Origin of the sequence: Luteococcus japonicus, from assembly GCF_003752415.1 — a bacterium.
GTDB lineage: Bacteria > Actinomycetota > Actinomycetes > Propionibacteriales > Propionibacteriaceae > Luteococcus > Luteococcus japonicus.
This window is the reverse complement of the sequence record NZ_RKHG01000001.1, coordinates 1,148,994-1,160,513: the sequence shown is the minus strand read 5'-3', so window position 1 is coordinate 1,160,513 and position 11,520 is coordinate 1,148,994. Positions and strand designations below refer to the sequence as shown.

Sequence of the window (11,520 nt, the reverse complement as noted above, 5' to 3'; positions counted from 1 at the left end):
ACCCCTTGCCCGACGGCGTGTGGGCCCGGTCACGTTAGGCTGGCGGGCGTGATGGGGACAGGGCAGCGGCAATTCATCGACTGGTTCGGCGACGGCAGCGTGGCCGTTGTGGACCTCGCGCTGGCCTGTTGCGCCGTCGAGACCGAGTTCGCGGTCCCCGAGCAGGCCCGACGATTGCTCACTCCACCGCAGGGAGCCCGTCTGGTGGCTGTGGTCTCCGGGACACTGACTGACGCCTTGTCCGGAATTGTCAAGGAGGAAATTGACAATCTCGAGGCCTCTTTTGTGGTGAGCTTCGGTGCCTGTGCCTGCGCCGGTGGTCCGTACTGGGATGCACCCAGCGTCACCAAGGGCGTGGACCAGCTGGTGGCCGTGGACCGCTACATCGCCGGCTGCCCGCCGCCGCCGTCGGCCCTGAACGCCGTCCTGGAGGAGGTGCGCGGATGACGCAGCATGCCCATGGTCTTGATGACGAGGTCCGTCAGGCCTCGCCCGAGCAGTGGCTCGACGCGCTTGCCGTTGCCCGTGACGAGGGCCACGGCTTCTTCGACTGGATCGGCTGCGTCGACGAGGTCGGCCGATCCGACGAACTGCGTGTCATCGCCCGGCTGGTGGATTTCGACGCCCAGCCGATGCACGGCGTGCAGCTGCACTGCAGGGTGCCGCGTGAGGATGCGCGGCTGCCCACCTGCACCGGGCTCTTTGCAGGCGCCGCCTGGCACGAGCGGGAGGTGCATGACTTCTTCGGTGTCGTCTTCGACGGGGGAGACCAGGCGCCCCTGCTGAACCATGCACCGCAGGGTGCCTCGCCGGTGCGCATCCTCCGCAAGGACGTGGTCCTGGGGGCGCGCGCCGCCCAGCCGTGGCCCGGCGCCAAGGAAGCCGGTGAGGGGGCCGCAGCCCCCAGCCGTCGCAAGATGGCCCCGCCCGGTGTTCCCGATGCCGTCGTCTGGGGGGATCGTGACCCGTCCTGCGGACCGGCCGATCCCGCCGAGATCGCCGCCGCCGTCGCGGGTGGCCGTGTGAGGAGGCGTCGATGAGCGATCAGAGCCAGCAGCCCATTTCGTCGGCCGAGCCTGTCGAGGCACACGGTTCCATCCGCCTGGTCGAGGAGAACTGCACCTCCTGCATGATCTGCGCCCGCGAGTGCCCGGCCTGGTGCATCCAGATCGACTCGCACACCGAACAGGTCACCGGCGAGGGCGGAGCCCCGATCGGTGGCGCCGCGGCATCGTCGACGTCGGGATATGCGCGGGCCCGGCAGCGTTCGGTCAACGTGCTGGACCGATTCGAGATCGACTGGTCCCTGTGCATGTACTGCGGCATCTGCGTGGAGCAGTGTCCCTTCGACGCCCTGGAGTGGGCCGGCCCGCACGTGTCCAGTGCACCGAGCCTCGACGGCCTGGTCCAGGGACGCGAGCAGCTGCGGTGAGCACGCTGCAGGACCTGGAGCTCCACTGGAGCAGTCTGCGCAGGGCCTGGCGGGTGCGCCATGTGCGGCGCGGTGCCTACGGCACGGGCCTGATCACCCTGGGATCCCTGACCCCCGCCTACCTGCCGCAGAACTCGCCCTGGTGGCGGATGCTTCGTGTCCTGCACTTCACCGGCACCCCGGCGCGCATCGTCGGCACCCTGCTGGTGATGGCCGGCCTGATGCTGCTGGTGGATGCCTGGTTCCGGATGCGTCCGGGGGCCCAGCCCGACGGTGAGGCCGTCGCCTACGTCAACCTCAAGCACTGGGCCGTGCTGGCCATCTGGGGTGCGCCCTTCCTGCTCGCCCCACCCATCTTCAGCCATGACGCCTACTCCTATGCCGCGCAGGGCTGGCTGATCCACAACGGCATCAACCCCTACCACGGCAACGTGATGCTGCTGCCCGGTGCCTTCGCGGACCAGGTGGCCTGGGTCTGGCGACGTACCCCGGCGCCCTACGGCCCGCTCAGCCTGCAGATGCAGCACCTGATCGTCGACGCCTGCCGCTTCGACCCCTATGTCTCCGCGTTGGCCATGCGGATCCCCGCCCTGATAGGTGTCGTGCTGATCGGCCTGCTGGTGCCGCGAATCGCCGTCCTGCTGCGCACCGATCCGGCCGAGGCAGCCTGGATGGCCACCCTCAACCCGGTGCTGGTGATCGACTTCATCGGTGGCGCCCACAACGACGCCCTGATGGTGGGGCTGCTGGTGGCCGGCCTGTGGCTGGCCTTCCGCGCCAGCTGGACCTGGCTGCTGTCTGCGGTGTTGATCGGTGCGGCTGCTGCGATCAAGCAGCCGGCCATCCTCGCCGCCTACGCGCTGCCGCTGATCCCGCGTGCGTGGGCCAGTTGGCGGTGGCGGGAACTGCTGGTGACGGTGCTGCGGGTGCTGGTCAGCTTCGCCATCTCCATCGCCACCTTCGCCGGCATCACCCGGCTGACCGGGCTGGGCTGGGGCTGGCTCGACGCCGTCGACGTGCCCGGCATGGTGGTGACGGTCTCCCCGTCCACGATCATCGGGCAGAGCGGCCAGCTGCTGGTCAACATGCTGGGACTGGACCCCAGCGGACACACCGTGATCCGCTATGCCCGCACCTCAGGCATGGTGATCGCCGTGCTGCTGATCGCTACCTTCGCGCTGACCATCGCCCGGCGTCGTCCGATCACCTTCCTGGCCTGGAGCTTCCTGGCCGTGGCACTGTGCTCCCCGGCCCTGCACTCCTGGTATGTGCTGTGGGGAGGCGTGCTCCTGCCCCTGACCCGCCCGTCCCAGCGGATGGTGAGATCCGCCGTCTGGGCCACGGTCGTGCTGCTCAGCTATGCCGCCATCAACCTTGCCTATCGCAATTCCGTCAGCGCGGTCGACGCCTTCAACCCGGCCGTGGCCCTTGGCGTGACCGCCGTCGCCGTGTTTGGCTGGCAGCTGCACCTGCACGAACGTTCCACCGATGCCCGTCGCCGGCTGCGCTCCCGGCACAGGTCATGAACGACGATCCACAGGAGGTCCCCATGGAGATGCCCGCCCCCGAGGTCCGCACCGAACTGGCCGATGGCATCGCCCGGCTGGTGCTGAGCCGGCCACGTGCCATCAACGCGCTGAGTCCGGAGATGATGCACACCATCTCGGTGGCCCTTGATTCCTGGTTGGCTGACGGGGCGGTGCAGGCCATCGAGATCCACGGCGAGGGGGAGCGGGGCTTCTGCGCCGGCGCCGATGTGCGCGCCATCCGGCAGCTCGTGCTGGACGAGCCCCAGGCTGCCGTCGGCTTCTTCCGCGAGGAGTACGGCGTCAACGAGAAGATCGCCACGAGCCCCAAGCCGATCACGTCCTACCTGCACGGAATCTCGATGGGCGGCGGTCTGGGCCTGGCCCTGCACTGCCAGCGCATCGAGGCCGCTGACAACCTGCAACTGGCGATGCCGGAGGTGGGCATCGGGCTGTTCCCCGACGTGGGCATCACCTGGCAGCTCGCCCACGCCCCCGGGCAGACGGGCATCTGGCTGGCCATGACGGGCACGACGATCGACCTCGCGACCGCCCGGTACATGGGCCTGGTCCCCGGGGCGTCCACCACGGTCCCCGAGCCTGTCGAGGGGACCTGGATCGACGAGTGCTTCGACGGCAACGACCCGGCCCAGATCCTTGGCCGGTTGGAGAGTCACTCTGACCAGCGGGCCCGCGACTGCGCCACGGTGATTCGCACCAAGTCGCCGTGGAGCGTCTGTGTGGCGCTGGAGGCCGTGCGACGGGCCGAGGAGATGTCCGGCGTCTCCGAGGTGCTGGCGCAGGACCTGATCCTGGCCACGCATTTCGTGGAGGATTCCGACTTCGTCGAGGGCGTGCGCGCCCAACTCGTCGACAAGGACCGCAACCCGCGCTGGCGGCATGGCCGGGTCGAGGACGTCCCGCGCGAGCTGGTGCTGGCGATGTTCGCTCAGAAGTCGTAGTCGACGACCACCGGCGCGTGGTCGCTCATCCGCGCCTCGTAGGTCTCGGCGCGGTCCGTGCCGCCGCTGGTGGCGAGCTTGGCGAGCTTCGGCGTCGCGAAGTGGTAGTCGATCCGCCAGCCGGAGTCCTTGACGAAGGCCTGGCCCATCCAGCTCCACCAGGAGTAGGGGCCGTCCTCGTCGGGGTGGAGGCGGCGCACGACGTCCACCAGCGTGCGCGGGGAGAGGATCTCGTCGAGCCAGGCGCGTTCCTCCGGGAGGAAGCCCTCGCTCTTCAGGTTGCCCTTCCAGTTCTTGATGTCGTGCTCGGTGTGGGCGATGTTGAAGTCACCCATCACCAGGAATTCGCGGCCCTGGGCGGCGGCGGTGCGGCGGGCCTTGGTGAGGTGCCGGGCGAAACCCTTGAGGAATCGCATCTTGCGCTGGTACTTTGCGCCGCCATCGGGCTTGTCCCGGCCATTCTTCCCATCGGCCTGCAGCTCGGCGGGCAGCCCGCCCTTGGGCAGGTAGAGGCTGGCGACAGTCAGCGGCTTGTCCGCGAGGTCCACCTCCAGGTAGCGGCCCTCGGTGGTGAAGGCCTTGAGCTCGCGGGCCAGCGCATCGCGTTCGCCCTCTTCGCGCAGCTCGACGTGGGCGTCTCCGGGTGCGCGGACCAGGGCGCCGGCTCCCCAACTACGTACATCGAGGGGCTGCTCCCGGGTCAGGATGGCCACACCATTGCGCCCGGCCAGTTGCCCCGCGTCGTAGGACAGGTGGTACTGCCCGAAGACGCCGTCGGGGAGCATCGGTACGGGGCAGCGGACCTCCTGCAGGGCGACGACGTCACAGTCGCGCTCGTCGAGCCAATCGGTGAAGCCCCGCTTCTGGGTGGCCCGGATTCCATTGACATTGAAGGTGGCAACGCGCAGCATGGCGGCCAGCCTAGCCGCCGGGCATGACAGTGCCCGCCGGTGTGGCTGGCCGGCGGGCACTGGAGCGGGGGATCAGGCCTTGGTGAAGCGGATCCGGTAGGCCTGCGGGGTGGGATCGATCACCTGGGTGGAGTAGACGCCCGGGAAGAGCTGTTCGATCTGGTCCAGCAGTGGAGTGGGCACGTGCGGTGCGACGAGGTCCATCCGTCCGCCACTGGGCAGCTGGCCCAGGGCCCCGATGATCGCGCCGTGGCGCACCGCGTGCGGGATCTGGCCGGCCACCAGCGTGGGGACCTCGATCTCGTGCTCGTGGCCGCAACCGCAGCCTCCGGACTGGTTGGCAAGGGGCAGTTCAGTGGTCATGGAGCAAATATAACCGGATAATTCCGTTGATAAACAGCGGGGCCCTCTGGAATACGATCCCCGCCTTGGGAGCCTCATCCGCATGGTCGGCCATGCGGATGAGGCCCCGAAGGTGCTGAGGCACCTTGGGTCCGGGTGGCGAGCCGCTGGGGTGACCGCTCAACCGCGTCGCGCAGTGTTCTATTCCCGCGAGCCGGAAGTGTGGACGGGAGCCATCGCCAGTGGTGGCCATCATCCACACTTCTCGTGGTCCGGCCTCAGCGGTAGTTGGTGAACTGGACCGCGAAGTCGTAGTCCTGCTCCTTGACCAGGTGCTGGACCGCCTGCAGGTCATCGCGCTTCTTGGAGCTGATGCGCAATTCGTCGCCCTGGATCTGCGCCTTGACGCCCTTGGGGCCCTCGTCGCGGATCAGCTTGCTGATCTTCTTCGCATTCTCCTGGCTGATGCCCTGCTTGGTGGAGCAGGTGATCTTCCACATCTTGCCGCTGATCCGTGGCTCGCCGGTCTCCAGCGCCTTGAGGCTGACACCGCGCTTGACCAGCTTGGACTGGAAGACGTCGAGCACCGCCTTGGCGCGCTCCTCGCCGCTGCTCTCGATCTCGATGGTCTCCTCGCCTGACCACTTGATGGTCGACTCGGTGTTCTTGAAGTCGAAGCGCTGGCTCACCTCGCGGGCCGCCTGGCCCAGGGCATTGTCCACCTCCTGGCGGTCGACCTTGCTGACGATGTCGAACGAGCTGTCCGCGGCCATCTCTCTCCTTGGGTCTGTGGGTCTGGGTGTGTGTGCACACCTCGCACGCCGGATGTCGCCGCCCATTCTGCCAGTGGTGTGCCCTGGATTGGCGTCGGCCTAGATGGGCTGCTAGTGTTTCTCCTCGCCGGGTTGCCCGGCATGGCAGGTTGCCCGAGTGGCCAAAGGGAGCAGACTGTAAATCTGTCGGCGTACGCCTACGTAGGTTCGAACCCTACACCTGCCACTCGAAAGCCCCGGATTCACGTCCGGGGCTTTCGTGCATCTGGAATCATGGCGGGACACTCAGGAGGGGGTCTGCATGGAAGCCACGAGGTCGTCCGAACTGCTCAAGCAGGCCGGCATGCGCGTCACCGCGATCCGCACTGCCGTGATCGACGCCGTGGCCGAGCGGCCGCATGCCGATGCCGACGAGGTGCGTGCCCTGGTGGTCGAGCGCCTGGGCTCCGTCTCCGTCCAGTCGGTCTACGACGCCCTCCATGCCCTCCGGGAGGCCGGCGTGCTGCGCCGTTTCGAGCTGGCGGGCCACCCCTCACGCTTTGAGATCCACGCGCATGACAACCACCACCACATGGCCTGCCGGCAGTGTGGGCTGGTGAAGGACGTGCCCTGTATAGTGGGGGAGATGCCCTGCCTGACTCCCTCTGAGAAGCACGGCTTCGTGCTGGACGAGGCGGAGGTCATCTACTGGGGCCTCTGCGAGGCTTGCCAGCGCGCCTGAGCGCCCGCGAACCCCTGTTCTGTCTGATGTTTCACCATCCGGTCACTGCCCTGTGCCTGCACGCTTCCGCTGAGTAGATCCTTCGATGGGGGCGGTTGCAATGCCGAGCCCCGCCCCCTAGACTCAAACTTGAAAGGTTCCAGTTTTTGGAACTCATCCAAGATCTAGCGAAAGGTCGACTCCGCATGTCGCTCATGAACACCAAGATCCTCCCCTTCAAGACCGACGCCTACAAGGATGGCCAGTTCCTCGAGGTCTCCGAGGCCGACGTTCTGGGCAAGTGGGGCGTCTTCTTCTTCTACCCGGCCGACTTCACCTTTGTCTGCCCCACGGAGCTGGGTGACATGGCTGACCACTACGAGGAGCTGAAGGCTCTCGACGTCGAGGTCTACGCGGTCAGCACCGACTCCCACTTCGTCCACAAGGCCTGGACCGAGGCCTCCGAGGAGGTCGGCCAGATCAAGTACTACATGCTGGGTGACACCACCTGGCAGATCACCAAGAACTTCGACAACCTGCGTGAGGACGAGGGCCGCGCGGACCGCGCCACCTTCCTCGTCGACCCCGACGGCGTGATCCAGTACATCGAGACCACCGCCGAGGGCATCGGCCGCGAGGCCGGCCAGCTGATCCGCAAGATCAAGGCCGCCCAGTACGTGCGCAACCACCCGGGTGAGGTCTGCCCCGCCAAGTGGGAAGAGGGCGAGCAGACCCTCAAGCCCGGCATTGACCTCGTGGGCAAGATCTGATCACTGGGGACCACATCCCACGGGGTCGGCCGAGTCAGTCGAGGCGACGCCATCGAGAGGGCCGTCGGGGACAGCTCCCGGCGGCCCTCCGCCAAATCCAACACATCCATCCACACCGAGCATTACCTGGTAGGAGCCATGGCCGTTCTAGATTCCGCACTCACCGAGCAGCTCTCGCAGTTGCTGACCAAGGTCGTCGAGCCCATCGAGCTTGTCGCCAGCCTCGACGAGCGTCCCAAGTCCACCGAGATGCTCGGCCTGCTCCAGGAGATCGCCGCGCTCTCGGACAAGATCACCGTTCGAACCGACGGAACTAACGAGCGCAGGCCCTCCTTCGAGATCATCCGCACCGGCACCGACGTCGGTGTGCGTTTCGCTGGCATCCCGCTCGGCCACGAGTTCAGCTCGCTGGTGCTCGCGCTCGTCCAGGTGGGCGGCAATCCCGTCAAGGAGGACGCCGACCTGATGCAGCAGGTCAAGGACATCGACGGTGACTACGAGTTCACCACCTACATGTCGCTGACCTGCCAGAACTGCCCGACGGTCGTCCAGGCCCTGAATGCGATGTCCGTGCTCAATCCGCGGATCAGGCACACCGCCGTGGAGGGCTCGCTCTTCCAGGACGAGGTGAAGGCCAAGAACATCCTCACCGTGCCGCAGGTCTACCTCAACGGGGAGCCCTTCGCCACTGGCCGGATGGACATGGCGGACTTCGCCGCCAAGCTGGACGCCGGCGCCGGCGCCAAGGCTGCCGCCAAGCTCAACGAGCGCGAACCCTACGAGGTGCTGGTCATCGGCCAGGGCCCCGCCGGTGCCGCGGCCAGCATCTACACCGCCCGCAAGGGCTTCCGGACCGGTCTGGTGGGGGAGCGCTTCGGTGGTCAGGTGCTCGACACCATGGCCATCGAGAACTTCATCTCGGTGCCCCATACCGAGGGTCCCAAGTTCGCTGCCGCCCTGGAGCAGCATGTCGGGGAGTACGAGATCGACGTGATCAAGAACCAGGGCGCCACCGCCCTGGTGCCTGCCACGACCGAAGGTGGGCTGCACACCGTCACGTTCGGTGAGGATGCCGCCCTCAAGGCCCGTAGCGTCATCATCGCCACCGGCGCCAAGTGGCGCCTGATGGGGGTGCCGGGCGAGGAGGAGTACCGCAACAAGGGCGTCACCTTCTGCCCGCACTGCGACGGTCCGTTGTTCAAGGGCAAGCGGATCGCGGTGATCGGCGGCGGCAATTCCGGCGTCGAGGCCGCCATTGACCTGGCCGGCATCGTCGACCACGTCACGGTGATCGAGTTCATGGACGAGATGCGTGCCGACGGTGTCCTGCAGGACAAGCTGCGCTCCATGTCCAATGTCGACGTGATCCTGGGCGCCCAGACCACCGAGGTCGTCGGCGACGGCACGCAGGTGACCGGCCTGAAGTACAAGGTGCGCGCCACCGGCGAGCTGAAGGAGCTGCCCCTGTCCGGCATCTTCGTGCAGATCGGCCTGCTGCCCACCACGGACTGGCTGAGGGACTCCGGTGTCGAGCTGGCCGCCCGGGGCGAGATCGCGGTCAATGGCCGGGGTGAGACCAATGTTCCCGGCGTCTTCGCCGCCGGTGACTGCTCCACTATTCCGTACAAGCAGATCGTCGTCGCCCAGGGTTCCGGTGCCAGCGCAGCCCTCAGCGCCTTTGACTACCTGATTCGCACCAAGCAGGCCGTCGAGGCCTGAGCCTCGCGGTGTGACCGAGGCCTGAGCCTCGCGGTGTGACCGAGGTCTGAGCCTCGCGGTGTGACCTAGGCCTGAGCCTCGCGGTGTGACCGAGGCCTGAGCCTCGCGGAGTGACCGAGGCCTGAGGTCCGCAAAACCCGACAGCCCCGGCTCCCTCTCAGTGGGAGCCGGGGCTGTCCGTGTGCTGGGGTGCTTGCCTCAGGCGAGAAGGCCGGCTGCGGCGATCCGCAAGGCAGTGCCGAAGGTGGTCTCGCGCTCCTCGGCCGACATGTCTCCGGATCCATCCTTGAGGTGATCGCTGACCGTCAGCACTGCCAGTGCCTCGGCCCCCTCCAGAGCCGCACAGGCGTAGAGGCCCGCGGCCTCCATCTCCACACCGAGCGTCCCGACGTGGTCGAGGCCCTCCGTCACGTCGGCGCGGCCCAGGTAGAAGAAGTCCGACGAGTAGACAGCTCCGACGTGCACCCTCGCTTCCCCCCCAAGATCCATGGAGCGGGCCTCGTCCACGGCGCCGCGCAACATGTCGAAGCTGGCGGCGAGGCTCATCGTGACGCCGGGGGTGTAGAGGGTGGAGACATTGGAATTGGTGTGGGCGGCATTGCCGATGATGACATCGCGGACCTTGACCGACGACGAGATGCCGCCACAGGTGCCCACGCGGCAGATCCGCTTGACGCCGTAGAAGCGGAAGAGCTCGGTGGCGTAGATGCTCAACGACGCGATACCCATCCCGGAGGCCATCACGCTCATCGGGGTTCCCTGGTAGGTGCCGGTCCAGCAGCCGATGCCGCGCACATCGCTGACCAGTCGGGCGTCCTCGAGGAAGGTCTCGGCGATGCGCTGGGCACGCTTGGGATCTCCGGGCATGAGCACGAGTTCGGCAATGTCGCCCGGTTCGGCGGTGATGTGGGGTGTGGCCATGGTGAATCCGTTCTGTCCTTGGTGGGCGGCGAGGGGCCGCAGCGCAAGCCTAGTTTGCCCTCCCTGCCTGTGCCCAGCCACATCAATCTGTGGCTTATGTCACACATCGACTGTACGATACAAGGAAAAACCGTACTCAATGAGGAGAAGAGGTTCCCATGTCTGGATCGAGCACTGCGGCCCGCACAGCCCGCGCCGAGGATCGGCCGGATGACGTGGTGGTGGTCGGCGCCAGGAGGACGCCGTCGGGGCGCCTGCTGGGGCAGATGTCGAGCATTTCCGCGACGGACCTGGGGGCGATGGCGATCAAGGGGGCCCTCGATGCCGGCGGCATCGATCCGGGCGTGGTTGAGTCCGTCGTGCTCGGCCAGGTGCTCCAGGCCGGAGCCGGCCAGAATCCCGCCAAGCAGGCGGCTCTGGGGGCAGGTGTCCCTGCCGGTGCCCACACCGTGACCGTGAACAAGGTCTGCCTGTCCGGGCTGACCGCCATCATCGACGCCGCCAGGTTGCTTCGCTGTGGGGAGGCCGAGGTGGTGGTGGCCGGTGGCATGGAATCCATGTCGCGCGCGCCTCATCTCCTCCCGGACCTGCGTGCGGGCAAGTCCTATGGCGCCAGTGGTGTGGTGGACCACATGGCCTTCGATGGCCTCACGGCCGCGGACCTCGGCATCCCGATGGGTGAACTCAGTGAGCAGTATGCGGGCCGCTACCCGGTCACTCGTCGGGAGCAGGACGAGTTCGCCGTGGACAGCCATCGTCGTGCGCATCAGGCGTGGGAGCAGGGAATCCTTGCCCGCGAGGTGGTCCCGGTGGTCGTCAGGGGCCGCAAGGGTGACGTCGTGGTCGAGCGGGACGAGGGTCTGCGCCCCGAATCGAGGGTCGAGGACTTGGCCAGGCTGCGGCCGGCCTTCACGCCCGACGGCGGCATCACGGCAGCCAATGCCTCGGCCATCTGCGATGGCGCCGCCGCCGTGGTCCTCACTACGCGGGAGCGTGCCGAGCGCGAGTGGTGGCCGGTGATGGCCACCGTGCGTGCCTGCGGCCAGGTGGCCGGGCCCGATGCCTCCCTGCAGGCGCAGCCGGCCCGGGCCATCGCCCAGGCGCTGGAGCGCCAGGGGTGGGTCGTCGACGACCTGGACCTGGTCGAGATCAACGAGGCCTTCGCCGCCGTCGTCATCCACTCCGCCCGGGAGCTGGGCGTCGGCCTGGAGAAGGTCAACAAATGTGGTGGCGGCATCTCCATCGGGCACCCGATCGGCGCGTCGGGTGGCCGGCTGGCCGTCCACCTGGCCCACCAGATCGCCAATGGGCGGGCCCGGCGGGGTGCGATCGGCCTGTGTGGGGGAGGAGGCCAGGGTGAAGCCTTGCTGTTGGAAGCGTAGGGCTGTTGGAAGCGTAGGGCTGTTGGAAGCGTAGGGCTGTTGGAAGCGTAGGGCTGCCGGAGGCCTGGATTCCACGGACTGG

The 11,520-nt window shown here is 67.5% G+C and carries 13 protein-coding genes and 1 tRNA gene; 10 read left to right on the top strand and 4 right to left on the bottom strand.

What is annotated here, in order from left to right; genetic code table 11:
- The first annotated feature begins 51 nt into the window (after nucleotides 1-51).
- From EDD41_RS05705 to EDD41_RS05685, 5 genes are read left to right on the top strand one after another with little or no spacing between them, the layout of a single operon-like run.
- A complete protein-coding gene (locus EDD41_RS05705) occupies nucleotides 52-447 on the top strand; it encodes an NADH-quinone oxidoreductase subunit B family protein (RefSeq protein ID WP_123575242.1) in 396 nt (131 codons plus the stop codon).
- Nucleotides 444-1,040 (top strand): NADH-quinone oxidoreductase subunit C, encoded by a 597-nt coding sequence (locus EDD41_RS05700; protein WP_123575241.1) that lies wholly within the window; start codon nucleotides 444-446, stop codon nucleotides 1,038-1,040. Before EDD41_RS05705 ends, EDD41_RS05700 begins: the two co-directional genes overlap by 4 nt.
- Nucleotides 1,037-1,432, top strand: coding sequence for an NADH-quinone oxidoreductase subunit I (locus tag EDD41_RS05695; RefSeq protein ID WP_094764131.1), 396 nt, complete (start codon nucleotides 1,037-1,039; stop codon nucleotides 1,430-1,432). Before EDD41_RS05700 ends, EDD41_RS05695 begins: the two co-directional genes overlap by 4 nt.
- Complete coding sequence (gene mptB, locus EDD41_RS05690) at nucleotides 1,429-2,958, top strand: polyprenol phosphomannose-dependent alpha 1,6 mannosyltransferase MptB (protein ID WP_123575240.1); 1,530 nt, start codon at nucleotides 1,429-1,431, stop codon at nucleotides 2,956-2,958. The genes EDD41_RS05695 and mptB overlap by 4 nt, the downstream gene beginning before the upstream one ends.
- Nucleotides 2,959-2,981: 23 nt before the next feature.
- On the top strand, nucleotides 2,982-3,920 hold the full coding sequence (locus tag EDD41_RS05685; RefSeq protein WP_245995544.1) for an enoyl-CoA hydratase/isomerase family protein: 939 nt from the start codon (nucleotides 2,982-2,984) through the stop codon (nucleotides 3,918-3,920).
- Here the strand turns inward: EDD41_RS05685 and EDD41_RS05680 are convergent.
- The 3 genes from EDD41_RS05680 to EDD41_RS05665 form a co-directional block, all read right to left on the bottom strand.
- The gene (locus EDD41_RS05680; protein WP_123576878.1) at nucleotides 3,908-4,828 is read right to left on the bottom strand and encodes an exodeoxyribonuclease III; all 921 of its coding nucleotides are present in this window, start codon (nucleotides 4,826-4,828) and stop codon (nucleotides 3,908-3,910) included. The two genes, EDD41_RS05685 and EDD41_RS05680, sit on opposite strands and share 13 nt — an antisense overlap.
- Nucleotides 4,829-4,903: 75 nt before the next feature.
- Nucleotides 4,904-5,194 (bottom strand): DUF2249 domain-containing protein, encoded by a 291-nt coding sequence (locus EDD41_RS05675; RefSeq protein ID WP_094764133.1) that lies wholly within the window; start codon nucleotides 5,192-5,194, stop codon nucleotides 4,904-4,906.
- A 257-nt stretch (nucleotides 5,195-5,451) separates the two neighbouring features.
- A complete protein-coding gene (locus EDD41_RS05665) occupies nucleotides 5,452-5,946 on the bottom strand; it encodes a YajQ family cyclic di-GMP-binding protein (protein ID WP_123575238.1) in 495 nt (164 codons plus the stop codon).
- A gap of 143 nt (nucleotides 5,947-6,089) precedes the next feature.
- On the opposite strand from EDD41_RS05665, the gene EDD41_RS05660 reads away from it, so the two are divergent.
- From EDD41_RS05660 to ahpF, 4 genes are all read left to right on the top strand, one after another.
- Nucleotides 6,090-6,172: transfer RNA gene (locus EDD41_RS05660), tRNA-Tyr, on the top strand.
- Nucleotides 6,173-6,247: 75 nt separating this feature from the next.
- The gene (locus tag EDD41_RS05655; protein WP_094764135.1) at nucleotides 6,248-6,667 is read left to right on the top strand and encodes a Fur family transcriptional regulator; all 420 of its coding nucleotides are present in this window, start codon (nucleotides 6,248-6,250) and stop codon (nucleotides 6,665-6,667) included.
- A gap of 185 nt (nucleotides 6,668-6,852) precedes the next feature.
- On the top strand, nucleotides 6,853-7,416 hold the full coding sequence (gene ahpC / locus EDD41_RS05650; protein ID WP_094764136.1) for an alkyl hydroperoxide reductase subunit C: 564 nt from the start codon (nucleotides 6,853-6,855) through the stop codon (nucleotides 7,414-7,416).
- Nucleotides 7,417-7,554: 138 nt separating this feature from the next.
- The gene (gene ahpF, locus EDD41_RS05645; protein WP_123575237.1) at nucleotides 7,555-9,135 is read left to right on the top strand and encodes an alkyl hydroperoxide reductase subunit F; all 1,581 of its coding nucleotides are present in this window, start codon (nucleotides 7,555-7,557) and stop codon (nucleotides 9,133-9,135) included.
- Between the two features lie 198 nt (nucleotides 9,136-9,333).
- Here ahpF and deoD read toward each other — a convergent pair whose 3' ends face one another.
- Complete coding sequence (gene deoD / locus EDD41_RS05640; protein ID WP_094764138.1) at nucleotides 9,334-10,056, bottom strand: purine-nucleoside phosphorylase; 723 nt, start codon at nucleotides 10,054-10,056, stop codon at nucleotides 9,334-9,336.
- Between the two features lie 158 nt (nucleotides 10,057-10,214).
- Between deoD and EDD41_RS05635 the strand changes: the two genes are divergently transcribed.
- On the top strand, nucleotides 10,215-11,438 hold the full coding sequence (locus tag EDD41_RS05635) for an acetyl-CoA C-acyltransferase (RefSeq protein ID WP_123575236.1): 1,224 nt from the start codon (nucleotides 10,215-10,217) through the stop codon (nucleotides 11,436-11,438).
- Nucleotides 11,439-11,520 lie beyond the last annotated feature (82 nt).